General features: G+C 61.9%; 21 protein-coding genes and 1 tRNA gene. 2 read left to right on the plus strand and 20 right to left on the minus strand.

Annotated elements, in window-relative coordinates:
• From NKK50_RS30650 to rpsL, 4 genes are all read right to left on the minus strand, one after another.
• On the minus strand, positions 1-103 hold a 103-nt coding region (locus NKK50_RS30650; protein ID WP_352513751.1), incomplete at its 3' end, for a GTP-binding protein.
• A 65-nt stretch (positions 104-168) separates the two neighbouring features.
• The gene (gene fusA, locus NKK50_RS30655) at positions 169-2,259 is read right to left on the minus strand and encodes an elongation factor G (protein WP_023667430.1); all 2,091 of its coding nucleotides are present in this window, start codon (positions 2,257-2,259) and stop codon (positions 169-171) included.
• Positions 2,260-2,289: 30 nt separating this feature from the next.
• A complete protein-coding gene (rpsG, locus tag NKK50_RS30660; RefSeq protein WP_008875664.1) occupies positions 2,290-2,760 on the minus strand; it encodes a 30S ribosomal protein S7 in 471 nt (156 codons plus the stop codon).
• A 76-nt stretch (positions 2,761-2,836) separates the two neighbouring features.
• A complete protein-coding gene (gene rpsL / locus NKK50_RS30665) occupies positions 2,837-3,208 on the minus strand; it encodes a 30S ribosomal protein S12 (protein WP_006333356.1) in 372 nt (123 codons plus the stop codon).
• Between the two features lie 495 nt (positions 3,209-3,703).
• Here rpsL and NKK50_RS30670 point away from each other — a divergent pair, with 495 nt between their 5' ends.
• Both NKK50_RS30670 and NKK50_RS30675 read left to right on the plus strand, forming a co-directional pair.
• A complete protein-coding gene (locus NKK50_RS30670; protein ID WP_023746378.1) occupies positions 3,704-3,985 on the plus strand; it encodes a hypothetical protein in 282 nt (93 codons plus the stop codon).
• 105 nt (positions 3,986-4,090) lie between these two features.
• Positions 4,091-5,026 (plus strand): Gfo/Idh/MocA family protein, encoded by a 936-nt coding sequence (locus NKK50_RS30675; RefSeq protein WP_023746377.1) that lies wholly within the window; start codon positions 4,091-4,093, stop codon positions 5,024-5,026.
• Positions 5,027-5,072: 46 nt separating this feature from the next.
• Here the strand turns inward: NKK50_RS30675 and NKK50_RS30680 are convergent, their stop codons facing one another.
• The 16 genes from NKK50_RS30680 to NKK50_RS30755 all read right to left on the minus strand — a co-directional run.
• The gene (locus NKK50_RS30680) at positions 5,073-5,738 is read right to left on the minus strand and encodes an O-methyltransferase (RefSeq protein WP_023746376.1); all 666 of its coding nucleotides are present in this window, start codon (positions 5,736-5,738) and stop codon (positions 5,073-5,075) included.
• 78 nt (positions 5,739-5,816) lie between these two features.
• The gene (gene rpoC / locus NKK50_RS30685; protein WP_023667434.1) at positions 5,817-10,013 is read right to left on the minus strand and encodes a DNA-directed RNA polymerase subunit beta'; all 4,197 of its coding nucleotides are present in this window, start codon (positions 10,011-10,013) and stop codon (positions 5,817-5,819) included.
• Between the two features lie 147 nt (positions 10,014-10,160).
• Entirely contained in the window at positions 10,161-14,297 is a 4,137-nt protein-coding gene (gene rpoB / locus NKK50_RS30690) for a DNA-directed RNA polymerase subunit beta (protein ID WP_023746375.1), read from the minus strand.
• 248 nt (positions 14,298-14,545) lie between these two features.
• Positions 14,546-14,923: a 50S ribosomal protein L7/L12 gene (gene rplL / locus NKK50_RS30695; protein ID WP_023667436.1), complete on the minus strand. Its 378-nt coding sequence runs from the start codon at positions 14,921-14,923 to the stop codon at positions 14,546-14,548.
• Positions 14,924-14,977: 54 nt separating this feature from the next.
• Positions 14,978-15,496 carry a 50S ribosomal protein L10 gene (rplJ, locus tag NKK50_RS30700; protein ID WP_023667437.1) on the minus strand — a complete coding sequence of 173 codons (519 nt, stop codon included), beginning with the start codon at positions 15,494-15,496 and terminating at the stop codon, positions 14,978-14,980.
• Between the two features lie 374 nt (positions 15,497-15,870).
• Positions 15,871-16,569 carry a 50S ribosomal protein L1 gene (gene rplA / locus NKK50_RS30705; protein WP_023667438.1) on the minus strand — a complete coding sequence of 233 codons (699 nt, stop codon included), beginning with the start codon at positions 16,567-16,569 and terminating at the stop codon, positions 15,871-15,873.
• A gap of 4 nt (positions 16,570-16,573) precedes the next feature.
• The gene (gene rplK, locus NKK50_RS30710) at positions 16,574-17,002 is read right to left on the minus strand and encodes a 50S ribosomal protein L11 (RefSeq protein ID WP_006333334.1); all 429 of its coding nucleotides are present in this window, start codon (positions 17,000-17,002) and stop codon (positions 16,574-16,576) included.
• Between the two features lie 172 nt (positions 17,003-17,174).
• A complete protein-coding gene (gene nusG / locus NKK50_RS30715) occupies positions 17,175-17,702 on the minus strand; it encodes a transcription termination/antitermination protein NusG (protein WP_006333333.1) in 528 nt (175 codons plus the stop codon).
• 27 nt (positions 17,703-17,729) lie between these two features.
• Positions 17,730-17,933 carry a preprotein translocase subunit SecE gene (gene secE, locus NKK50_RS30720; RefSeq protein ID WP_023667439.1) on the minus strand — a complete coding sequence of 68 codons (204 nt, stop codon included), beginning with the start codon at positions 17,931-17,933 and terminating at the stop codon, positions 17,730-17,732.
• Positions 17,934-18,422: 489 nt separating this feature from the next.
• Positions 18,423-18,890, minus strand: a complete 468-nt coding sequence (locus NKK50_RS30725) for a hypothetical protein (protein ID WP_023835496.1) — start codon at positions 18,888-18,890, stop codon at positions 18,423-18,425.
• Between the two features lie 73 nt (positions 18,891-18,963).
• Positions 18,964-19,428 carry an Hsp20 family protein gene (locus NKK50_RS30730; protein WP_286487389.1) on the minus strand — a complete coding sequence of 155 codons (465 nt, stop codon included), beginning with the start codon at positions 19,426-19,428 and terminating at the stop codon, positions 18,964-18,966.
• A gap of 434 nt (positions 19,429-19,862) precedes the next feature.
• Positions 19,863-19,938 (minus strand) — tRNA-Trp (locus NKK50_RS30735).
• Positions 19,939-20,098: 160 nt separating this feature from the next.
• Positions 20,099-20,581, minus strand: a complete 483-nt coding sequence (locus tag NKK50_RS30740) for a group II truncated hemoglobin (RefSeq protein ID WP_023667442.1) — start codon at positions 20,579-20,581, stop codon at positions 20,099-20,101.
• 92 nt (positions 20,582-20,673) lie between these two features.
• The gene (locus tag NKK50_RS30745) at positions 20,674-22,692 is read right to left on the minus strand and encodes a COG3904 family protein (RefSeq protein ID WP_352544321.1); all 2,019 of its coding nucleotides are present in this window, start codon (positions 22,690-22,692) and stop codon (positions 20,674-20,676) included.
• Complete coding sequence (locus NKK50_RS30750) at positions 22,662-24,161, minus strand: COG3904 family protein (RefSeq protein ID WP_352544322.1); 1,500 nt, start codon at positions 24,159-24,161, stop codon at positions 22,662-22,664. Before NKK50_RS30750 ends, NKK50_RS30745 begins: the two co-directional genes overlap by 31 nt.
• Before the next feature lie 282 nt (positions 24,162-24,443).
• Positions 24,444-24,545: EF-Tu C-terminal domain-related protein (locus tag NKK50_RS30755; protein WP_152536282.1), on the minus strand; the 102-nt coding region annotated here is incomplete at its 5' end.

Below are 24,545 nucleotides of genomic sequence, written 5' to 3' on the forward strand. Positions count from 1 at the left end.
ACTTCGTGATCGCCGCCGTCAGCGACGTCTTGCCATGATCGACGTGGCCAATCGTGCCAATGTTCACATGAGGCTTGTTACGCTCGAATTTACCTTTTGCCATGTGATGTCTCCAATCTGCTCGCCCGTACGGGCCTTGAATTAAGTTACCGATGCAACCCGTTCAGGTTACGCGTATTTCTTCTGGACTTCCTGGGCGACCGCGGTCGGCACAGGCTCATAGTGATCGAACTGCATCGTGTAGGCCGCGCGGCCCTGGCTCATCGAGCGCAGGTTGTCGACGTACTTGAACATGTTGGCCAGCGGCACCATCGCGTTGATGACGACAGCCACGCCACGCGCTTCCTGGCCCTGGATCTGGCCGCGACGGCCGTTCAGGTCGCCGATGACGCTGCCGACATAGTCTTCCGGCGTCACGACTTCGACCTTCATGATAGGCTCGAGCAGCTGCACGCCAAGCTTGGGTGCGGCTTCACGGAAACAGGCGCGGCCGGCGATTTCGAAGGCCAGGACGCTGGAGTCAACATCATGGTAAGCGCCGTCGATAAGCGTCGCCTTGACGCCGATCATCGGGAAGCCCGCGAACGGACCCGACGACATGACGCTGTTGATGCCCTTTTCGACACCCGGGATGTATTCCTTGGGAACCGCACCGCCGACGATCTTGGTCTCGAACTCGAACTCCGAGCTTTCCGGGTTCGGTTCGAACACGATCTTGACGCGGGCGAACTGACCGGTACCGCCGGTCTGCTTCTTGTGGGTGTAGTCCTGCTCGTGCCTGCGGGTGATGGTCTCGCGGTAAGCCACCTGCGGCGCGCCGACATTGGCCTCGACCTTGAACTCGCGGCGCATGCGGTCGACGATGATGTCGAGGTGAAGTTCGCCCATGCCCGAAATGATGGTCTGGCCGCTTTCCTCGTCGGTCTTGACGCGGAAGGACGGATCCTCGGCGGCCAGGCGGTGAAGGGCGAGGCCCATCTTTTCCTGGTCGTTCTTGGTCTTCGGCTCGATGGCGATCTGGATGACCGGATCGGGGAATTCCATGCGCTCGAGGATGACCGGGTGCAGCGGATCGCTGAGCGTATCGCCGGTGGTCGTGTCCTTGAGGCCGGCCAGAGCAACGATGTCGCCGGCAAAGGCTTCTTCGACGTCGGCGCGCGAATTCGCATGCATCTGCAGCATGCGGCCGATGCGCTCTTTCTTGCCCTTGACGGTGTTGTCGACCGAGATGCCCTTGGTCAGCTTGCCCGAATAGATGCGGGCAAAGGTCAGTGAGCCGACGAACGGGTCGTTCATGATCTTGAAGGCCAGCATCGACAGCGGCTCGTTGTCGTCGGCATGACGCTCGATCTCGGCGTCGGTCTTGGCGTCGACGCCCTTGATGGCGGGAACATCGGCCGGCGACGGCAGGTATTCGACGACGGCGTCGAGCAGCGGCTGCACGCCCTTGTTCTTGAAGGCCGAGCCACAGAACATCGGGTAGAACTTGACCGCGATGGTGCCCTTGCGGATCAGCGCGCGGATCTCGTCATTCGACGGCATCTTGCCTTCGAGGTAATTCTCGAGGGCCGTCTCGTCCATTTCGACGGCGGCTTCGATCATCTTCTCGCGGTATTCTTCGGCCCGGGCCTGAAGGTCGGCAGGGATCTCAACGACGTCCCAGGCAGCGCCCAGCGTCTCGTCGCGCCAGACCAGCGCGTTCATCTCGACGAGATCGACGACACCCTTGAACTCGGTCTCAGCGCCGATCGGCAGTTGCATGACGACGGCATGCGCACCAAGACGCGAGCCGATCATCTCGACCGAGCGGTAGAAGTCGGCGCCGATCTTGTCCATCTTGTTGCAGAAGATCATGCGCGGAACTTTATACTTGTCGGCTTGGCGCCAGACAGTCTCGGTCTGCGGCTCGACACCGGCATTGGCATCGAGCAGCGCAATGGCGCCGTCGAGCACGCGCAGCGAACGCTCGACCTCGATGGTGAAGTCGACGTGTCCGGGAGTGTCGATGATGTTGAAGCGGTACATCTTGCCGCTGCGACCCTTCCAGAAGGTCGTGGTGGCGGCGGACGTGATGGTGATGCCGCGTTCCTGCTCCTGCTCCATCCAATCCATGGTGGCAGCGCCGTCGTGGACTTCGCCGATCTTGTGCGACTTGCCCGTGTAATAGAGGACGCGCTCGGTGGTCGTCGTCTTGCCGGCGTCAATATGCGCCATGATACCGAAATTGCGGTAGTCTTCGATTTTGTATTCGCGGGCCATCGTGGATGCCTTCTCAGTCTCGTTCGCGCTTTACCAGCGGTAGTGCGCGAAAGCGCGGTTGGCTTCTGCCATCTTGTGGGTGTCTTCACGCTTCTTCACGGCGGTGCCGCGGTTGTTAGCCGCGTCCATCAGCTCGCCGGAGAGGCGGTCGACCATGGTGGTCTCGTTGCGGTTGCGCGCAGCTGCAATCAGCCAGCGGATCGCCAGGGCCTGGCGGCGCTCGGGGCGCACATCGACCGGAACCTGGTAGGTTGCGCCGCCGACGCGGCGCGACCGGACTTCCACATGCGGCGCGACATTGTCGAGCGCCTGATGGAAGACGGTGACCGGCTCCTGCTTAGTCTTCGACTGAACCTGGTCGAGCGCACCGTAGACGATGGTCTCGGCAACCGACTTCTTGCCGTCATACATGACGGCGTTCATGAACTTGGTAACGATCAGATCGCCGAACTTCGGGTCCGGATTGATCTCACGCTTTTCTGCACTGTGACGACGGGACATGGCTTTTGTCTCTCAATCTCGTAGCCCGACGCATTCAAGCAGCGCCAGGGCCGGAAAATCTTACTTCGGACGCCCCTTACTTCGGACGTTTGGCGCCGTACTTCGAACGGCGCTGCTTGCGGTTCTTCACGCCCTGCGTGTCGAGCACGCCGCGGATGATGTGGTAGCGCACGCCCGGAAGATCCTTGACGCGGCCGCCGCGGATCATGACCACGGAGTGTTCCTGAAGGTTGTGGCCTTCGCCGGGGATGTAGCCGATCACTTCAAAGCCGTTGGTCAGGCGGATCTTGGCCACCTTGCGCAGTGCCGAGTTCGGCTTCTTCGGCGTCGTTGTATAGACGCGCGTGCAGACGCCCCGCTTCTGCGGGTTCTGCTGCATGGCCGGGACCTTGTTGCGCTTCACCGGCGCAATGCGCGGCTTGCGGATCAGCTGGTTGACGGTAGGCATTAAACCCTCTTGTCTCTCAATTCCGTGTCTCGCCCGGTCAGGGCCGCTCAAAGCGCCAATTCCATACGCAAATTCGGGCCATAAACCGCGCCTCGCGGTCCTGCCCGAACAAAATGCAGAGGAAGCGGGAACCGCTTCATGCGCGCCGGAAATGTCTTTTCGCTCGTAAAACGAACCCTGTTTGAGGCAAACTCCAAAGCGTGTCGCTTCGGAAGGGAGAGCCTCACATCGGTTCTGACTGGGCGGCTTCTACTCGCAAGACCGTGAACCGTCAACCCCGGCACGCCAAATATTGCGCGCTGACGACGGCTTGGCAGCCATGCGAAAAACGCATGTAATTTTCTTTCTTCATTTTGCAAGGCAGAGGAAGAAAGTGACCGGGGCAGACAAGAAAGTGACCGGCTTTTGGCTGTCATGCGCGGGTTCTTCATGGCAAAAGGCGCCATGGACAGCCCAAAACCCCTCGCCCGCCCCCGTCTCAAGAGGAATCAGCCCGTGAACGACAATGAGGAACGCCCGGTCACCATCATCACCGGCCGCGTCTGGAAAAAGAAGGGCGGCAAGCCGGAAGGCGTCCATGTGATGCTGGTTGCGCCCGACGACGATTCGGCCGTGCGCCGGGTGCTCGAATCGCTTGCGGCCGAAGGCTATGCCGAAGTCGAGCTCGACCAGATCGGCGATATGGACGGCGAACCCGACGAGGAGCCGCATCTGTCAGCCTTTCAGGGTGCCCTCGAAGGTGAGGTGTCGATCGTCACGTTTGACGTGCCGCTCTGAGCGTCACAGGCTGCTTGCGCCTGTACCGCGCCGGCTTGCCCGGCACCGGTTCTCTGCTAAGAACCAAGCGACTTAACAAGCCAAATTCGAATCCGCGGAGTTCCCATGCCCTCGAACAATGGTCCCATCAAGCTCGGCATCGTCGGCGTCGGCAAGATCGTGCGCGACCAGCATCTGCCGGCAGTGGCCAAGGATGCGGACTACCGCCTCATCGCCGCTGCCAGCCGGCACGGCAAGGTGGACGGCATCCCGAATTTTCCGACCATTGAGGCGATGCTCGACGCGGTGCCCGACCTCGAGGCCGTCTCGCTGTGCATGCCGCCGCAGTTCCGCTACGACGCGGCACGCACGGCGCTGATTGCGAAGAAGCATGTTTTCCTGGAGAAGCCGCCGGGCGCCACCGTCAGTGAGGTCGAGGACCTGAAGCAGCTGGCGGCAGCCAATGGCGTTTCACTGTTCGCCAGCTGGCATTCGCGCTACGCGCCGGCAGTGGAGGCCGCGCGCGCCTTCCTGGCGTCGGCCAAGGTCAACTCGGCTGCCATCGCCTGGAAGGAAGATGTCCGCCGCTGGCATCCGAACCAGGATTGGATCTGGGCGCCGGGCGGTTTCGGCGTCTTCGATCCCGGCATAAACGCACTGTCGATCGCAACCCACATCCTGCCGGCGATGTTCATCATCTCGGCCGTCCTCGACTTCCCGGAAAACCGCGCCTCGCCTGTGGCGGCCCACGTGACCTTCCGTACCTCGGATGGGTTGCCGGTGACCATGGAGCTCGACTGGCTGCAGACGGGACCACAGAGCTGGGACATCTTGGCCGACACCGACAAGGGCAAGATGGTGCTGTCCGGCGGCGGCACCAAGCTCGCCATCGACGGCAAGGTGGTTCACGACGAGCCGGAAGCCGAATATCCCCAGCTTTACCGGCGCTTCGCTGAAATCGTACCCGCCGGCGTCTCCGATGTCGATTTGGCACCCCTGCAGCACGTGGCCGACGCCTTCATGCTCGGCAAGCGCAATGTGGTGGAAGCGTTCTTCGATTGAGCGATGAGTTCTGCCGGACCGCAGTCCGGACACTCATCATGCAGCCTTACTCGACGATCGCAATCGCAAACCCGTCATAGCCTTTGGCGCCGACGGTCTGGATGGCGGTGCCGTCCAGGCGCTTGTCGCCGCCGATGAAGGAAAACGCACCGCGTGCGCCTTCGACATACGCGTCACGGCCATCGTCGTTGAGCACGGTGCCGTCGCGGATGACGTTGTCGCAGATGATGACCGTCCCCGGCCGCGACAGGCGCATGGCCCATGACAGATAATTCGGATTGTTCGGCTTGTCGGCGTCGATGAAGATCAGATCGAACGGAGCGGCATTTTCGGCAACCAGCGTCTCAAGCGACTGAAGCGCGGGGCCGATCCTGAGCTCGACCTTGTCCGACACCCCTGCCCGCTCGAGATTCGAGTGCGCGACTTTTGCATGATGCGGCTCGAGTTCGAGCGTCACGATCTTGCCGCCGACGGGCAATCCCCTTGCCATCCAGATGGTCGAGTAGCCGCCAAGCGTGCCGATCTCCAGCACCTTCCTGGCGCCGCTGATGCGGACCAGCAGCGACAGCAGCTTGCCCTGCGCCGGCGATACGTCGATGGCCGGCAGGCCCTGGTCGCGGTTGGCCGCAAGCACCGCTTCGAGGATGGGATCTGCCTCGAAGAGAGAGGAAACGATGTAGTCGTCGACGTCAGTCCAAACCTTCTTGCTCATGTTTTCCTCGATTCGATTGGGGGTCAAAACGCGAAAAGGGGCCACTGGGCCCCCTTCCTTCTTCTCGTCCTACCGCGCTTACTGCGCGGCGTTGACCATGTCGGTCAGCATCGGCTCAGCGACCTCGACACCGGAGGCCTTGCGGCGCTCGTCGATGATCAGTTCGTCGCGCGAGGTGGCGATGCGCCGGATCTGGCTCATCGTGCCGCCGGTACCGGCCGGGATCAGCCGGCCGACGATGACGTTTTCCTTCAGGCCCTGCAGCATGTCGGTCTTGCCGGCAACCGCAGCTTCGGTCAGCACCCTGGTCGTCTCCTGGAAGGAGGCGGCCGAGATGAAGGACGGCGTCTGCAGCGAGGCCTTGGTGATGCCCAGCAGCACCGGCTGGCCTTCGGCCGGCTTCTTGCCGTCCTCGACCAGGCGCTCGTTGACCTCTTCCAGTTCGATCACGTCGACGTGGTCGCCCGGAATGTAGGTCGAGTCGCCCTGCACCGTGATCTCGACCTTCTGCAGCATCTGGCGAACGATCACCTCGATGTGCTTGTCATTGATCGACACGCCCTGCAGACGGTAGACTTCCTGGATTTCGTTCACGAGGTAGGAAGCAAGTGCTTCCACGCCCTTGATCGCCAGGATGTCGTGCGGCGCCGGATTGCCGTCGAGGATGTAGTCGCCCTTCTCGATGACGTCGCCGTCCTGGAGATGGAACGGCTTGCCCTTCGGGATCAGGTATTCGACCGGCTCAAGCGTCGAGTCATGCGGCTCGATGATGATGCGGCGCTTGTTCTTGTAGTCGCGGCCGAAGCGGATCGTGCCATCGATCTCGGCGATGATGGCGTGATCCTTCGGACGACGTGCCTCGAACAGTTCGGCAACACGCGGCAGACCGCCGGTGATGTCCTTGGTCTTGGCGCTTTCCATCGGGATACGCGCCAAAACGTCGCCGGGACGAACCTGCGAACCCGGCTCGACCGAAAGAATGGCCTCGACCGAGAGCAGGAAGCGGGCGTCGCCGCCCTTCGACAGCTTGCCGACCTTGCCCTTCGGGTCAAGGATGGCGATCGCCGGCTTGAGGTCGTTGCCGCGTGGCGTCGAGCGCCAGTCGATAACCTCGCGCTTGGTGATGCCGGTCGATTCGTCGGCCGTTTCCTGAACGGAAATGCCGTCGACCAGATCCTCGTACGACACCTTGCCCTCGATTTCGGTGAGGACGGGGCGGGTATAGGGATCCCATTCGGCGATACGCTGGCCGCGCTTCACCTTGTCGCCATCGTCCACGAAGATGCGCGAACCATAGGTAAGGCGATGCGAGGCACGCTCCTTGCCGGCTTCGTCGAGGATCAGCACCGCCATGTTGCGGCCCATGACCATCTGCTGGCCGTCCGAGTTGCGCACCACGTTGCGGTTGCGGATCTCGACCTTGCCCTCATACGAGGCTTCAAGGAACGAGCTGTCCACCACCTGCGCCGTACCGCCCATGTGGAAGGTACGCATGGTGAGCTGGGTCCCCGGCTCGCCGATCGACTGCGCCGCGATAACGCCGACGGCTTCGCCCTGGTTGACCGGGGTGCCGCGGGCAAGATCGCGTCCGTAGCAGACCGCACAGACGCCGATCCTGACCTCGCAGGTCAGTGCCGAGCGAATGCGGACCGACTGCACGCCGGCCTTTTCGATCTTTTCCACGTCACGTTCGTCCATCAGCGTTCCGGCCTTGACCAGAACCTCACCCGAAACCGGATGCGTGATGTCGTCGAGCGAGGTGCGGCCCAGCACGCGCTGGCCGACCGAAGCGACGACCTGACCGGCATCGACGATCGGCTGCATGGTGAGGCCCTTGTCGGTGCCGCAATCCACGGAGTTGACGATGCAGTCCTGCGCCACGTCGACCAGACGACGGGTGAGGTAGCCCGAGTTCGCCGTCTTCAAGGCGGTGTCGGCCAGACCCTTGCGGGCGCCGTGGGTCGAGTTGAAGTACTCGAGCACGGTCAGGCCTTCCTTGAAGTTCGAGATGATCGGCGTCTCGATGATTTCACCCGAGGGCTTTGCCATCAGGCCGCGCATGCCGGCGAGCTGACGCATCTGGGTGGGCGAACCACGCGCACCCGAATGCGACATCATGTAGATCGAGTTCATCGGCTTTTGACGGCCACTGTCCTCGAACTCGACGGCCTTGATGCGGGCCATCATCTCGTCGGCGACCTTTTCCGAGCACTTGGCCCAGGCGTCGACGACCTTGTTGTACTTCTCGCCCTGCGTGATCAGGCCGTCATTGTACTGCTGCTCGTATTCCTTGGCCAAAGCCTCGGTGTCGGAAACCAGCTTGATCTTGGCGTCCGGGATCAGCATGTCGTCCTTGCCGAACGAAATGCCGGCGCGGCAGGCGTGGCTGAAGCCGAGGGCCATGATGCGGTCGCAGAAAATGACCGTCTCCTTCTGACCGCAGTGGCGGTAGACGGTGTCGATCATCTTGGAGATGTTCTTCTTGGTCATCTCCTGGTTGGCCGTCTCGTAAGGCACATTGACGTTCTTCGGCAGCAGCTCGCCGATGATCATGCGGCCAGGCGTGGTGTCGTAGATTTTCGACACGACCTTGCCTTCGGCGTCGACCGTGCGGAAACGACCCTTGATCTTGGAGTGCAGCGTCACCGCCTTGGTCTCGAGCGCGTGCTGGAGTTCGCCCATGTCGGCAAACACCATGCCTTCGCCCGGCTCGTTCTGATTGACGATCGAGAGATAGTAGAGACCCAGGACCATGTCCTGCGAAGGCACGATGATCGGCGCGCCGGAAGCCGGGTGCAGGATGTTGTTGGTCGACATCATCAGCACGCGGGCTTCAAGCTGCGCTTCCAACGAGAGCGGCACGTGAACGGCCATCTGGTCGCCGTCGAAGTCGGCGTTGAAGGCCGTGCAGACCAGCGGATGCAGCTGGATCGCCTTGCCTTCGATCAGGATCGGCTCGAACGCCTGGATGCCGAGGCGGTGCAGCGTCGGTGCACGGTTCAACAGCACCGGATGCTCGCGGATGACCTCGTCGAGGATATCCCAGACTTCCGGACGCTCCTTCTCGACCAGCTTCTTGGCCTGCTTGACGGTCGAGGAGAACCCCTTGGCGTCGAGGCGGGCGTAGATGAACGGCTTGAACAGTTCGAGCGCCATCTTCTTCGGCAGGCCGCATTGGTGCAGCTTGAGCTCCGGACCGGTGACGATGACCGAACGGCCCGAATAGTCGACGCGCTTGCCGAGCAGGTTCTGGCGGAACCGGCCCTGCTTGCCCTTCAACATGTCGGACAGCGACTTCAGCGGACGCTTGTTGGCGCCGGTGATGACGCGGCCGCGACGGCCGTTGTCGAACAGCGCATCGACGGCTTCCTGCAGCATGCGCTTTTCATTGCGCACGATGATGCCGGGGGCGCGCAGCTCGATCAGCCGCTTCAGACGGTTGTTGCGGTTGATGACGCGGCGATAGAGATCGTTCAGGTCGGACGTCGCGAAACGTCCACCATCCAGAGGAACCAGCGGGCGCAGGTCCGGCGGGATCACCGGAACCACCTTCATGATCATCCATTCCGGACGGTTGCCGGACTCCATGAAGTTCTCGACGACCTTGAGTCGCTTCAGATACTTCTTCTGCTTCAGCTCGGACGTGGTCGAAGCCAGTTCCGAACGCAGGTCGCCGGCGATCTTCTCCAGGTCCATGCCGGCCAGAAGGTCATGAATGGCCTCGGCGCCGATCATGGCGGTGAACGAATCCTCGCCATACTCGTCGACGGCGATCATGTACTCTTCCTCGCTGAGCAGCTGGTGCTCCTTCAGCGCGGTTAGGCCAGGCTCGGTGACGATGTAGTTCTCGAAGTAGAGGACGCGCTCGATGTCCTTCAGGGTCATGTCGAGCAGCGTGCCGATGCGCGACGGCAGCGACTTCAGGAACCAGATGTGAGCGACAGGTGCCGCCAGCTCGATGTGGCCCATGCGCTCGCGGCGAACGCGCGACAGCGTGACTTCGACGCCGCACTTTTCGCAGATGACGCCCTTGTACTTCATGCGCTTGTACTTGCCGCACAGGCATTCATAGTCCTTGATCGGGCCAAAAATGCGCGCGCAGAACAGACCGTCACGCTCCGGCTTGAAGGTGCGGTAGTTGATGGTCTCCGGCTTCTTGATCTCGCCGAACGACCAGGACAGAATCTTCTCAGGGCTGGCGAGCGATATCCGGATGGAATCGAACACCTGCGCCGGCGCCTGCGGATTGAAGAGATTCATGACCTCTTGGTTCATGCCGTTCTCCTTTTCGGGGTCCTCGAAAACCCCTTGCATCTAACGCGGGCCAAATGCCCGCTGAGTGGTCGGCCCACTGGCCGTAGAATTTGTCGCATCCGGTCGCGGCGTTCCGCGACCGGATGTCTTGCTTACTCGGCCGCGCCCCTATTCGGCAGCATCTGGCAGCCGGACAGGGTTGTCGTCGAGCTTGGTATTCTCCAGCTCGACATTGAGGCCGAGAGACCGCATTTCCTTGACGAGCACGTTGAAGCTCTCGGGAATGCCGGCCTCGAACGTGTCGTCGCCGCGCACGATCGCCTCGTAGACCTTGGTGCGGCCGGCGACATCGTCCGACTTCACCGTCAGCATTTCCTGCAGCGTGTAGGCGGCGCCATAGGCTTCCAGCGCCCAGACCTCCATTTCGCCGAAGCGCTGGCCACCGAACTGCGCCTTGCCGCCCAGCGGCTGCTGGGTAACGAGCGAGTACGGACCGATCGAACGCGCGTGGATCTTGTCGTCCACCAGGTGGTGAAGCTTGAGCATATAGATATAGCCCATCGTCACCTTGCGATCGAACGGCTCGCCGGTGCGTCCGTCATAGAGCTGCGACTGACCGCTGGTGTGCAGGCCCGCCTGCTCCAGCATGATGTTGATGTCGACTTCATGCGCGCCGTCGAACACCGGTGTCGCGATAGAGACGCCGCGGCGCATCTGCTCGCTGAGGCGAACGATGCTCTCGTCGTCATATTCGCGGACCGGCTCGTTGCGGTCGTTGGCTGGGATGAAGCTCTCGAGCGTCTTGCGCAACGGCTTGATGTCTCCAACCGTCTTGTACGCGTCGATCAGCTCGCCGATCTTCTTGCCCATGCCCGCGCATGCCCAGCCCAGATGCGTTTCCAGGATCTGGCCGACATTCATGCGGCTCGGCACACCCAGCGGGTTGAGCACTATATCGGCATGCGTGCCGTCCTCGAGGAAAGGCATGTCCTCGACCGGAACGATGCGCGACACGACACCCTTGTTGCCGTGACGTCCGGCCATCTTGTCGCCCGGCTGCATCTTGCGCTTCACGGCCACGAAGACCTTGACCATCTTCATGACGCCCGGAGGCATTTCGTCGCCGCGCTGGACCTTCTCGACCTTGTCCATGAAGCGCTGCTCGAGCGCCTTCTTGGAATCGTCGTACTGGCCACGCAGGGCTTCCAGTTCGCTCTGGAGCTTTTCGTTCTCCACCGCAAACTGCCACCACTGCGAACGCGGATACTCGTCCAGCGTGTCCTTCGACAGCTTCGAGCCCTTCTTGAAGCCCTTCGGCCCGGCAATCGCTTCCTTGCCGACGAGAACGTCGGAAAGGCGCGAATAGACGTTGCGGTCGAGGATCGCCTGCTCGTCGTCGCGGTCCTTGGCGAGGCGTTCGATCTCCTCGCGTTCGATCGCCATGGCGCGCTCGTCCTTCTCGACGCCGTGGCGGTTGAACACGCGCACTTCGACGACTGTGCCGAAGGTGCCCGGAGGCATGCGCATCGAGGTGTCGCGAACGTCGGACGCCTTTTCACCGAAGATGGCGCGCAGGAGCTTTTCTTCCGGCGTCATCGGGCTTTCGCCCTTCGGCGTGATCTTGCCGACCAGGATGTCGCCCGGCTGCACTTCCGCGCCGATATAGACGATGCCGGCTTCGTCGAGGTTCTTCAGCGCTTCTTCCGAAACGTTCGGAATGTCGCGTGTGATTTCCTCCGGTCCAAGCTTGGTGTCGCGGGCCATGACCTCGAATTCCTCGATGTGGATCGAGGTGAAGACGTCGTCGGCCACGATGCGCTCGGAGAGCAGGATCGAGTCCTCGTAGTTGTAGCCGTTCCACGGCATGAACGCGACCAGCACGTTGCGGCCGAGCGCCAGATCGCCGAGCTCGGTCGACGGACCGTCGGCGATGATGTCGCCCTTGTTGACGCGGTCGCCCATGCGCACCAGCGGACGCTGGTTGATGCAGGTGTTCTGGTTCGAACGCTGGAACTTCATCAGCCGGTAGATGTCGACGCCCGACTTGCCGGGATCGAGATCTTCCGTGGCGCGGATGACGATACGCGTCGCGTCCACCTGGTCGACGATGCCGCCGCGGCGGGCGCCGATGGCGGCGCCCGAGTCACGGGCAACGATCGGCTCCATACCGGTGCCTACGAACGGCGCTTCGGCGCGCACCAGCGGCACGGCCTGACGCTGCATGTTGGAGCCCATCAGCGCGCGGTTGGCGTCGTCGTTCTCGAGGAACGGGATCAGCGCCGCGGCCACGGACACCATCTGCTTGGGCGACACGTCCATCAGATCGACGTTTTCGCGCGGCGCCATCATCACTTCGCCGGCGCTGCGGCAAATGACGAATTCGTCGACGAAACCACCATTCTTGTCGAGCTCGGCATTGGCCTGCGCGACGTGGTGCTTGGACTCTTCCATAGCGGAGAGATAGACGACCTCATTGGTCAGCTTGCCGTTGACGATCTTGCGGTACGGGCTTTCGATGAAGCCGTACTTGTTGACGCGCGCGAAGGTCGCCAGCGAGTTGATCAGACCGATGTTCGGGCCTTCCGGCGTCTCGATCGGGCAGATGCGGCCGTAATGCGTCGGGTGCACGTCCCGCACTTCGAAGCCGGCGCGCTCGCGGGTCAGACCGCCCGGTCCAAGTGCCGACAGGCGGCGCTTGTGGGTGATCTCCGACAGCGGGTTGGTCTGATCCATGAACTGCGACAGCTGCGAGGAACCGAAGAACTCGCGTACGGCGGCAGCCGCCGGCTTGGCGTTGATCAGGTCCTGCGGCATCACCGTGTCGATCTCGATCGAGGACATACGTTCCTTGATCGCGCGCTCCATGCGCAGCAGGCCGACGCGGTATTGGTTCTCCATCAGCTCGCCGACAGAACGCACGCGGCGGTTGCCGAGATTGTCGATGTCGTCGATCTCGCCCTTGCCGTCGCGCAGCTCGACCAGCGTCTTGACCACGGCCAGGATGTCGTCCTTGCGCAGCACGCGCACGGTATCCTCAGCCTTGAGCTCGAGGCGCATGTTCATCTTGACGCGGCCGACGGCCGACAGGTCGTAGCGCTCCGAGTCGAAGAACAGCGAGTTGAACATGGCTTCGGCGGTTTCAAGCGTCGGCGGCTCGCCCGGGCGCATGACACGGTAGATGTCGAACAGTGCGTCCTGGCGGCTCTCGTTCTTGTCGACGTTGAGCGTATTGCGGATGTAGGCGCCGACATTGACGTGGTCGATGTCGAGAACCTTGATCTCGCTTTCGCCCGTGCCGAGCAGCACCTTCAGCGTCTTTTCATCGATCTCGTCGCCGGCTTCGAGGAAAATCTCGCCGGTGCCGTAGTTGACGATGTCCTCGGCCAGGTAATTGCCGAGCAGATCCTCGTCGGTCGCCTTGATCGCCTTCAGACCCTTTTCGCCAAGCGCCCTTGCCTGGCGGGCGGTGATCTTCTTGCCGGCCTCGACGACAACTTCGCCTGTGTCGGCATCGACGAGGTCGCCAACGGCCTTGAGGCCGCGGAAACGCTCGACGTTGAACGGGATGCGCCAGTGGTCGCCGGCGCGCTTGTAGGTGATCTTGTTGTAGAAGGTCGACAGGATCTCTTCGCCGTCCATGCCGAGCGCCATCAAGAGCGACGTCACCGGAATCTTGCGGCGGCGGTCGATGCGGGCATGCACGACGTCCTTGGAATCGAACTCGATGTCGAGCCACGAACCGCGATAGGGAATGACGCGCGCCGCAAACAAAAGCTTGCCCGAGGAGTGCGACTTGCCCTTGTCATGGTCGAAGAAGACGCCCGGCGAACGGTGCATCTGCGAGACGATGACGCGCTCCGTGCCATTGACGATGAAGGTGCCGTTGAGCGTCATGAGCGGCATGTCGCCCATATAGACGTCCTGCTCCTTGATGTCCTTGATCGACTTTGCGCCGGTATCCTCGTCGATATCGAACACGATGAGGCGCAGCGTCACCTTGAGTGGCGCGGCATAGGTCAGGTCGCGCTGACGGCATTCGTCAACGTCGAATTTCGGTCCTTCGAACTCGTACTTCACGAACTCCAGCATCGAGGAGCCGGAGAAATCGGAGATCGGGAAAACCGACTTGAAAACGGCCTGCAGTCCCTCGTCCGGACGCCCACCCTTGGGCTCCGCCACCATCAGGAACTGGTCATAGGATGCTTTTTGAACCTCGATCAGGTTCGGCATCTCCGCAACTTCCGGAATCTTTCCGAAGAATTTGCGTACGCGTCTGCGGCCATTGAAAGTCTGGGTCTGGGCCATCGTCGCTCCTTAGCTATAAACTCGGGGCGAGCCTCGCCGCGGCTCACCTTGCATGCGCGGCCACCTCGGCGGCGGCCCCTGATCTGTTTCCCGCCGCCTGGCGGCGACGGCTAAAACGGGAGAAAACCCGTTTCCTGAAGGCCGGTTTCGGCCCTCAGGAAAGAGGTTCTCGTACATCTCGCGCTACGCATCCTCCCCTCTGGTGAAGGGAGTGGCGGACGGCGCGAGGCCGCCCGCCGCTTTTACGCTTACTTCAGGTCGACCTTGGCGCCGGCTGCTTCCAGCTGGGCCTTGAACTTCTCAGCGTCAGCCTTGGAAACGGCTTCCTTGACCGGCTTCGGAGCTGCTTCGACCAGATCCTTGGCTTCCTTGAGGCCCAGGCCGGTGATGGCGCGGACTTCCTTGATGACGTTGATCTTCTGAGCGCCTGCCTCGGTGAGGACGACGTCGAATTCCGTCTTTTCCTCAGCCGGAGCAGCAGCAGCGGCAGCGCCGCCGGCAGCGGCAACCGCCACCGGAGCAGCAGCCGAAACGCCCCACTTTTCTTCCAGAAGCTTCGACAACTCGGCCGCCTCGAGGACGGTCAGCTTCGAAAGGTCGTCTACGATCTTTGCCAGATCAGCCATTGTTGTATTCCTTCATCAGGTTCGAACGTGTGTTTGTGATAGCGAGGAACGGCCTCATGCCGCCTCGTCCTTCCGGGCGTAAGCGCCGATGACGCGCGCGACCGAAGCCGCTGGCGCATTGACGATCTGGGCGATCCGGGTTGCCGGCGTGGCGATCATGCCAACCAGCCTGGCGCGCAACTCATCGAGCGACGGAAGTGTGGCGAGTGCCTTCACACCGTCGGCGTTGAGCGAGGTGGTGCCCATTGCGCCGCCGAGAATGACCAACTTGTCATTTCCCTTGGCGAAATCGGACGCGACCTTCGGCGCCGCAATCGGATCCTCCGAATAAGCGATCAGCGTCTGTCCCTTGAACAGGTCGATGATCGATGCGGAGTCCGTGCCCTGAAGAGCGATTTTGGCGAGACGGTTCTTCGCGACTTTGACGGTGCCACCGGCAGCGCGCATTTTCGACCGAAGGTCGTTCATTTGCGCGACGGTGATACCGGCGTAGTGGGCCACGACGACTGAACCAGCGCCTGCAAAAGCACCATTCAGGCCCGTGACGAGTTCGCGTTTTTCCGCTCTGTCCACTGCCTATCTCCAGTTGACCCCTGCCCCGCTAGTGGGACAGGCGTCGGGTTGCCTTTTTGCCGGCCGGGCCATCCATTACAGATCTCCCGAACGACGCTCGAGGATCCTGCCCCCTTTCGCCACATCGACGGCAAGCCGGAGATGCGCAGACAAAAGGCAAACACGGTTCGAACCTTTCATTGGAGCTTGTCGCTCCGTTGTCCGGTTTTCACCCGTCTCATGCAGGCCTAGTTCAATTAAGGCTTCTGGGCCGCCTGCAATCTCGGACAGGATTTCCGGAAGCCTCTCGACTTCCGGTACCGGGCCGCCGACAAGTCGGAGGCCCGGAATTCACTTGCGGATCAGCGCCTTGGCAGCCGATCCAGATGTTCGTATCAAGACGCTGCGAGCGTCGAGACGTCGAGCTTGAGGCCCGGGCCCATCGTCGAGGTGACCGACACCTTCTTGACGTAGTTGCCCTTGGCGCCAGCCGGCTTTGCCTTGGTCACGGCATCGGCGAAGGCGCGGACGTTTTCTTCCAGCGCCTTGACGTCGAACGAGACCTTGCCGACGCCGGCATGAACGATGCCGGCCTTCTCGACGCGGAACTCGACAGCGCCGCCCTTCGATGCCTTGACGGCGGCGGCGACGTCGGTGGTGACGGTGCCGACCTTCGGGTTCGGCATCATGCCGCGCGGGCCCAGCACCTTGCCCAGACGGCCGACCAGCGGCATCATGTCCGGCGTGGCGATGCAGCGATCGAAGTCGATCGTGCCCTTCTGGACGATGTCGACCAGATCCTCGGCACCGACGATGTCGGCGCCGGCGGCGCGAGCCTCATCGGCCTTGCCGCCACGTGCGAACACGGCGACGCGGACAGAGCGGCCGGTGCCGTTCGGCAGGTTGACCACGCCGCGGACCATCTGGTCGGCATGGCGCGGGTCGACGCCGAGGTTCATCGCAACTTCGATGGTCTCGTCGAACTTCACCGTCGAACGGTCCTTGAGCAGCTTCAGCGCCTCACCAAGGGCATAGGCCTTGTTGGGGTCGATGCCGTCGCGGGACTTCGATACACGCTTTGCAATCTTTGCCATGATCTCAGCCCACCACTTCCAGACCCATCGAGCGGGCGGAGCCCTCGACCATGCGCATGGCCGCCTCGACGTCGTTTGCGTTCAGATCCTTCATCTTCTGTTCGGCGATGGCGCGCACCTTGTCGCGACCGATCGTGCCGGCCTTGATCTTGCCCGGCTCTTTCGAACCCGAAGTCAAGTTCGCCGCCTTTTTCAGGAAGTAGCTCACCGGCGGCGTCTTCATGACGAAGGTGAAGGACTTGTCCTGGTAATAGGTGATGACGACCGGGATCGGCGATCCCTTTTCCATTTCCTGGGTCTGCGCGTTGAACGCCTTGCAGAATTCCATGATGTTGATGCCGCGCTGACCAAGTGCCGGGCCGATCGGCGGAGACGGCGTAGCCGATCCCGCTTTGACCTGGAGCTTGAGCTGGCCTGCAATTTTCTTAGCCATCTCTTTCCTGCCTTTATCTCATGCCGGCCCCAGTATCGGGAACACCGGCGGTTGCAGTCTGGTGGTGCGGTCCGCGCGGCCGGCTAAAGCCGCATTCGCCTCCCACCCGTTCATGGCCGCGCGCTTTCCGCGCCGCCTCCCCTTGCCGGCGAACCGGCGCAGGGTTTTCGGATCAGCCCTTTTCGACCTGTCCGAATTCCAGATCGACCGGCACGGCGCGCCCGAAGATCGAAACTTCCACCTTGAGCCGCGCCCGCTCCTCGTCCACTTCCTGGACGAAACCGTTGAACGAGGCGAACGGACCATCCGAAACGCGGATCGCCTCGCCGATCTCGAAAGTGACCGAGGGCTTCGGCCGCTCGACGCCTTCCTGAACCTGGTTCAGGATGCGCTGCGCCTCGGCTTCGGTGATCGGCACCGGCTTGGAGTCACCGAGGAAGCCGGTGACCTTCGGCGTGTTCTTGACCAGCGAGAACACCGCATCGGTCAGATTGGCCTTGAGCAGCACATAGCCCGGAAAGAACTTGCGCTCGGCATCGACCTTGCGGCCGCGGCGGATTTCGACGACCTTCTCGGTCGGCACCACGATCTGCTCGATATCGGCGGACAGGCCCTTCTGCTTGGCCTTGTTCTCAATGTCCTCGGCGACCTTCTTTTCGAAGTTCGAATAGGCGTGGACGATGTACCAGCGCGCGGTCATTTCAAGACTTCTCCGTAATCGCCGGACTTAATGGCCGAGGCTCAGTAACCGCTCGATCGCGTAGCCCATGGCCACGTCGGCGGTGAAGAAAAAGATCATCGCGATGACCGCGAATACGAGCACCATCACCGTCGAGATCATCGTCTCCCGGCGCGACGGCCAAGTCACCTTGGCAGTTTCCGCGCGGACCTGCTGGAGAAAGACGAAAGGATTTGTGGTTTTCGAAGCCATATGCCGCTCTGTCTTCAAGACCCGTTGGCCGGGTCTCCTGGATGATCCCGCTGGCCGGGACGTGCCGCCTGGGTTCAAGTCAACGCCGAATCAGCGCCATTTCGCCCATGCAAATCGGACGCGTAAAGCCGGCTTCCCAGCTCCACGCGTCGCGTGTCTGTTGTGTCTACATAAAACCGATTCTTGATCCACGCAAGTGGCAAGTGTCCGCTTTATGACCAAACGCCGCCTCGGAACCATCCAGTCGTCCCGTCCCGGCTATCGAGGCCTTATGCCTCAGTTCGCCCAATATGGCAAGCCACCTGCCCTTTTTCAATGCCGGACCCCAATTCCAGGAGGTGGATCCGGAAATCAGGCACGCGATTACAAGTTCGAGGAAATGGCGTTGCGGACGAACCTGCGACCTGCTGTTTTGGAAACCAAATGAAGCGCACGCAAGATTGGAATCCAGCTGCCCATGCCGAGGCAGCTGGATCAACCCAGGGTTAGTTAGGCACAGGCGAGTTCGACCCCGGCCACTGCGCCGATTCCGCATGGTGGGCGTGGGCGCGGCGCGATCGCTGCCGGGCACGGGGGCGGGTCGTCGTCATCGTCGGGGCCGAAAGAACGGCCACGACGCCGCCAAGCTTTGAGACCGCTGCGGCGCGTGGAGGGTCGCCAAGGCAGCACCCGGCCTGAAGTCTCTTTCCCCAGCGTGGGTTTCTCATCCAGAGCCTTCAACGCCCTCAGAATCTGGTCGACAGGGATTACCGTGCCGTTGTCCAGGCGGCGCAAGGCAGGCTGGTTTTCCACCGCGCAGGCATCGGACGCCCACGAGGAAAGCAGTGCCCGCTTTTCTCCACGGCTGAGGCGTGGATGGTTGATGACGTCGTCTGGATTGTCGAGCAGGCACAAAGAAGTTTCAATTTTGCCCGAGCGTGCCGCAGAAAGTGTCGGTGTCTCGTAGAAGTTGTCCATCTCCATTCTCCGCAATCTGGGCCTCCCGGCCGAAGCCGGGAGGCGGACCGCAGGGATAACTGAATCGATACGATCAGGCCGCTTTGCGGGTGCGTTCCGTATCCTGGGCGATCTGCTTGCCGCCCACCTGGGCGTCGCCGGCCCCGATGCTGATGCGGCGCGGCTTCAGCTCTTCGGGAATCTCACGGACGATGTCGATGGTCAGGAGACCGTTCTCAAGGTTTGCTGCCTTGATCTTCATGTGGTCGGCAAGTTTAAACGTCTGCCTGAAAGTGCGGTAGGCGATGCCCTGGTGCAGCAGCTGGCGTCCGCTCTGGTCATCAGCCTTCTGGCCTACCACGACCAGTTCGGGTCCATGCTGGGTCAGCTCAACCTCATCCTGGCTGAAGCCTGCGATGGCCATCGAGATACGGTAATCGTTCTCGTCGACCTTCTCGATGTTATAGGGCGGCCAGTCCGGACGCGTGCCGCTGTCGAGCATGTCGAAAAGACGGTCAAAACCGACGGTGCTGCGATAGAGAGTATCAAAGGTTCTCATAGCCACATTCTCCTTGAAGCAACATGGGTACAAGGGCGCCGCCCAGCAGCGCCGCCTTTGCCAAGCCAATCGGCCTCGGCGGGAAACGAATTAGGAAGGGCTGAAAACCGGTTCAAGAGCCCTATTCAAAAAAAATTCCAGAAGCCAGGCCAGCATCCCGCTTCCAATAATTCGCAGCCGCTGAAAAGCAGCCGGCGGCAGCAAAATAGGCCTATTCTGAATTGTGAACGCAAACGGCAATTGGCTCGCCAATGGCAGTTGAATCAAGGAAATCGGTTCGTGGAAATACGCCGACTTCGGCATTGCGCATCAGCGCTCTCGCTCTGCGCATGCCTCCGGAACGTCGGATGGCTCGTCGAGTACGCGGCTTCAGCCCAACCAAACGAGGAGCCAAAACAAGGCGTTTCTAAAATGCCGGATTCCAACGAGGAAAATGGCACGGGCAGCAGGGCTCGAACCTACGACCTGCGGTTTTGGAGACCGCCGCTCTACCAACTGAGCTATGCCCGTACGCGCGTTTCAGCGCAGGCGCTTCCTAAAAGCTTCCGGGCGCGCTGTAAAGAGTTGTCTGACGCGCTTTCAGATCCTTTGCCGGAAATCCGGATAGGTGATGACCAGCCCGTCCCTGCCGATCTCGATTTTTCGCCTGCCTGAAGCCGCATGCCGGCGCTCAATCCCCGGCCGGCGGCTTGTACGGCCCGCCCGGTACGCCCCAGCCCCAGGCCGGCATCGGTTCGGTCTGCGGGTCGCAGGTCTCGCCGAGGGTGGAATTCATCTTGGCAAGCCGTGACCCCCATTCGACATAGCCCATGAAGGCGGAACGGAATTCGGGATCGTCCGGCAGCCCGACCGCATCGGCGGCATCGGCAAGCAGGCTGATCCAGCGGCGGCGCTGTTCCTCCGTCAGATGCTTGCCCAAGTGATGCATGACCATCTCGCGATGGCCGCCATGCTGTTCGCTGTAGGTCTTGGGTCCGCCAAAAACCTCGCCGATGAAGGCCGCGACATGCGCCGGATGATCCGGGGACATGTGTTTGAACACCGGGCCGACCACCGGGTCGCGGGACACCTTGTCGTAAAAGGTTTCCGTCAGCCGATTGAGGGCTTCGATGCCGCCGGCCCATTCGTAGAGTGTCGGGATGTCCTGGCTCATTGTCGATCCTCCGCCAGCCCGGCGCCGGCACGACGATAGCGGAAATCGCGCCCTGCTCAACCTGCCTCGATGGCGAGTGTGAACCCGCCGCGCTACAATTTGGCCGGCGCTTCGGCCTGGGCGTTGGGCGACGGCGCCACGCGGCAGTTCTCAGCTTTCGGCACCGACTTGCAGATGCCGGGACCCGTCAGCGCATCCACCGACTGGGGCCCGGTCGTCAGCCCGACCTCCAGCATCATATCAGGGTCGAGCTCACGCTCGGCGAAACGGTCCTGAAGCGCTGTGAACAGACGGGGGCTGATCGCCATCTCATTCAGATACGTCTTCACCAATTGCTTCTGTCCCATCAGGTAGAAGCTGAGTCGCGCCTGGGGGCCGACAAACCGTCTGGCGCCACCGGCCAGCATGAGCGCGCAGGCCGAATCGCAGTCGGCTCCGGCGTCGAAGCTCAGCCCGGCATAGATGCCGTCCTCGACCGGGTCACCGATATCGGTGCGGCCAACGGCGACGTCGAGCTTCTTTTCATGGATGATCCGTCCGGTCGCCAGAGCGCTGAACAAGTCTCCGCCTCGTGAGCTGATCACCACGGGCAGCCGCCGGTTGCCAAGCGTGTCGAGTAATTGGCGCAATTTTTGCGGTGTCTGAGGCGTGATCGCGCCTTGCGCAGAAATCCATTGCGGACACTGCGGCGTGCAATGCTGGTCGCTGCCGCGGACCACGACAAAGCTCATATCCACACGAGCCGCTGCGGGGTCCGGCAAAGGCTTTGTGACAGCGGCGGGCTTGGCTGCCACATTCGCGAGCTTGACTGCGACCGTCGTGGCAGCGACCGGCGGCGTCGGCTTGCCTGCCGGTCCAGGCACTTCCCGGCAGTTCGGAGCCGGCGGGTCGAACATGCACAAACTTGCTCTGGTAAACAGGTCCAGAGTGTCCGTGCTGGTGGCCAGTTTCATCGTCAGCATATCGTGGAGGCCGATCTGCCTGATGTCGCTCGCCGGCGTCGCCTTCATCAAGTCCAGCACGCCCTGCCCGATACCCATCTCTCGGAGATAGGCCGAGATCTTTCTCGCGTACCCCTTGCTCATCTCATAGGTCTTGTAGCTTTCACCTTGAGTGACCGTTTGCGTGGTGACCCGATATTTTTTGCCCCGTTTGACGCGATATGTGGTCCGGTAGTGCGTGGTGGAGGGGAACCAGGTGGTCGTGATCTGGTGAACACCCAGATAGTTCCAGCCGCCGGCCACGCGGCGGACGCCACCGGCAAACATTAGCGGACAGGCGGAGTTGCAGCTGGCGCCATCAGACGCCCGGCCGAGATAGGCGGAACCTTTGCCGTAACTAAAACCACAACCATCCGTCCCGGGCCAACAGTCGGAAAACTCGGTCTTGCCTACGGCGATATCGAGCTTGTTCTTGCGGATTATCCGGCCAAGTTCGAGCGCTGCATTGACGTTGCCGCCAAAGGAATTGACGATAATCGGCAGTTTGCGACCGCCTAGCTTCTTCAAGGTGCGCTTGAGCAGGGCTGGCGTGCCGGCTGCGATGTCGCCTTCGGCGGAGATCCACTCCGGACAATTGGGCTCGCAGCCCGGTGCGTTGCTGCGCGCGACGACAAACTTCATCTCCGAGCGATCCTCGGACCATATCGTCGGATCATTCGTCGGATAGGGCACTCCCTGCAGAGGGGGTACTGTCTGCCATGTCCCGGGGGAGGCATCCTCGGCCTTCGCGGCGAAGGCAGCCATCGCCATCGCGGCCACCGTCGACAGCCGGACCAGCCCACGCCGCCACCGTCCCGCAGTGTCTGAACGTTGTCCCAAAACCACGCCCGGCAAACCCCTCAATGCAATCCATAATAGTTGCGGCGACGGTGCTTGCAATAGCTTTGAAACAATCGTGCAATACTTGTGCCGCGCAACGCCGGAAACAAAAAGGCAGCCCCAAAGACCGCCCTTTTCCTGGTCCATCCGGCTGACACCGGCTCGACTATTTCTCGATGGTGATGACGACGCCGGCACGACGGTGCGGCCGCCTTCACGGAAGGCGAAGCAAGGCTTCTCTTCCATGACGATAGGCGCGATCAGCCATTGGACGACGGCACCACGCGGCAATTCTCAGGTTTCGGCGCCGACTTGCAGATGCTGGAACCCGTCAGCGCATCCACCGACTGGCGCCCGGTCGTCAGGCCAACCTTCAGCATCATGTCGGGTTCGAGCTGACGCTCGACCGAACTGCCCTGGAGCGCCCTGAACAAAGCGGGGCTGATCGCCATCTCGTCGAGGTAGGACTTGACCGCCTGCTTCTGCCCCATGAGATAGAGGCTGAGCCGCGCCTGGGTACCGACAAGCCGCCTGGCGCCACCGGCCAGCATGAGCGCGCAGGCCGAATCGCAGTCGCCGTCGCCATCGACGCTCAGCCCGGCATAGGCGCCTTCCCTGGCCAGGCAATTCCACTCTGCCGGGTCGCAGCCGACGAAATCGGTGCGGGCAACGGCAACGTCGAGCTTCTTTTCATGGATGATCCGGCCCGCCGCCAGGGCGCCGGAGAGGTCGCCGCCTCGCGAGCTGATCACCATCGGCAGCCGCCGGTTGCCAAGCGTGGCGAGCAATTGGCTGAGTTTCTGCGGCGTCTGGGGCGTAATCGCGCCTTGCGCTGCAATCCATTCCGGGCAGTCGGGATTGCAGAGCGGGTTGCTGCCGCGAACCACGACAAAGCGCATGCCGTCATCGTGCGGCGCGCTCTCCGGCTTCAGCGGCAGCGGCGCAGCCTTTGCCACGTCCGGCAGGCCGCCGGCTGGCTTGTTCGCCGGTATTTCCCGGCAATTCGGAGCCGGAAGGTTCAGCCTGCACAGGCTTGCGCTGGTCAGCAAATCTGCAGCGTCGTCGCTGGTGACCAGCTTCATTGTCAGCATGTCGCTGAGGTCGATCTGCTGGATGTCGCTGGCCGGCGTGCTCTTCATCGTCTCGATGATGCTGAGGTCGACACCCATCTCCTTGAAATAGGCGGACAGCTTGCGCTCCACCCCCTTGCTCATCTCGTAGGTCTTGTAGCTGCCGGTGTTCTTGCGGCTGACGACCTTCTTGCTGATGACCCGCTTCTTGCCTTTCACGATCCGGTAGCGGACCTGATATTGCACGTTCATCTGCACGATCGTGGTCGTGATCTGGTGGACGCCGAGATAGGCCAGCGGCCCGACCAGGCGCCTGGTGCCGCCGGCCAGCATCATTGGACAAGCGGACGCGCAATAGCTGCCGAGCACATAGGGGCTGCCGATATAGTGCGCGCCTCTGGCGTCGTTCTCCTTGCAGTTTTTCATCCCCGGCTCGCAGCCGACGAACCAGGTCCTGCCGACCGCGATGTCGAGCTTGTTCTTGCGTATCATCCGGCCCATGGCGATGGCCGCATCGACATCGCCGCCCGGAGAGTTGATGACGATCGGCAATTTGCGGCCGCCGAGCGTTTTCAGGGCAGCCTTGAGCAGCGCCGGCGACTTGGCCGATATCGCACCCTCGGCCGATATCCATTCCGGACAGGTCGGCTCACAGCCCGCCGCGTCGCTGCGCACGACGACGAACCGCATCGGCGGATCCGGATCCGGCTCTGAATTTTTTGTCTCGGCCGCGAAGGCGGCGCTGCCCACGGCAAGCATCGACACCAGGCAGATCAGCCCCAGTGCCAACCATGGCCGACTATGCAAACGGTGCTGTGGAACCATCCGACCAAGCCCTCAACGCAATCTATACTGTAGAGGCTCACAGACTTGCAACAGAGATTGGGACCCCAAACAGGCACATCTGGCCAACGAAAAAGGGCGGCCCGAGGGCCGCCCCTATCCGTTTCGATCCGGCGATGCCGGGCTCGATTACTCTTTGATGGTGACGACGATGCCGGCACCGACGGTACGGCCGCCTTCACGGATGGCGAAGCGCAGCTTCTCTTCCATGGCGATCGGCACGATCAGCTC

It is taken from the genome of Mesorhizobium sp. M0001, assembly GCF_040324255.1.
In the GTDB taxonomy this organism is placed as follows: Bacteria; Pseudomonadota; Alphaproteobacteria; order Rhizobiales; family Rhizobiaceae; genus Mesorhizobium.

Bases quoted from the DNA above. Each gene is read 5' to 3' on its own strand.
- NKK50_RS30675 (WP_023746377.1), top strand. From the start codon at position 4,091: ATGCCCTCGAACAATGGTCCCATCAAGCTCGGCATCGTCGGCGTCGGC.
- rpoC (WP_023667434.1), bottom strand. From the start codon at position 10,013: ATGAACCAAGAGGTCATGAATCTCTTCAATCCGCAGGCGCCGGCGCAG.
- rpsG (WP_008875664.1), bottom strand. From the start codon at position 2,760: ATGTCCCGTCGTCACAGTGCAGAAAAGCGTGAGATCAATCCGGACCCG.
- secE (WP_023667439.1), bottom strand. From the start codon at position 17,933: ATGGCTTCGAAAACCACAAATCCTTTCGTCTTTCTCCAGCAGGTCCGC.
- NKK50_RS30680 (WP_023746376.1), bottom strand. From the start codon at position 5,738: ATGAGCAAGAAGGTTTGGACTGACGTCGACGACTACATCGTTTCCTCT.
- NKK50_RS30725 (WP_023835496.1), bottom strand. From the start codon at position 18,890: ATGGACAACTTCTACGAGACACCGACACTTTCTGCGGCACGCTCGGGC.
- rplL (WP_023667436.1), bottom strand. From the start codon at position 14,923: ATGGCTGATCTGGCAAAGATCGTAGACGACCTTTCGAAGCTGACCGTC.
- fusA (WP_023667430.1), bottom strand. From the start codon at position 2,259: ATGGCCCGCGAATACAAAATCGAAGACTACCGCAATTTCGGTATCATG.
- NKK50_RS30740 (WP_023667442.1), bottom strand. From the start codon at position 20,581: ATGAGCCAGGACATCCCGACACTCTACGAATGGGCCGGCGGCATCGAA.
- nusG (WP_006333333.1), bottom strand. From the start codon at position 17,702: ATGACCGCGCGCTGGTACATCGTCCACGCCTATTCGAACTTCGAAAAG.
- NKK50_RS30750 (WP_352544322.1), bottom strand. From the start codon at position 24,161: ATGCGGTTCGTCGTCGTGCGCAGCGACGCGGCGGGCTGTGAGCCGACC.
- rplK (WP_006333334.1), bottom strand. From the start codon at position 17,002: ATGGCTAAGAAAATTGCAGGCCAGCTCAAGCTCCAGGTCAAAGCGGGA.
- NKK50_RS30730 (WP_286487389.1), bottom strand. From the start codon at position 19,428: ATGAGAACCTTTGATACTCTCTATCGCAGCACCGTCGGTTTTGACCGT.
- rpoB (WP_023746375.1), bottom strand. From the start codon at position 14,297: ATGGCCCAGACCCAGACTTTCAATGGCCGCAGACGCGTACGCAAATTC.
- rplA (WP_023667438.1), bottom strand. From the start codon at position 16,569: ATGGCAAAGATTGCAAAGCGTGTATCGAAGTCCCGCGACGGCATCGAC.
- rpsL (WP_006333356.1), bottom strand. From the start codon at position 3,208: ATGCCTACCGTCAACCAGCTGATCCGCAAGCCGCGCATTGCGCCGGTG.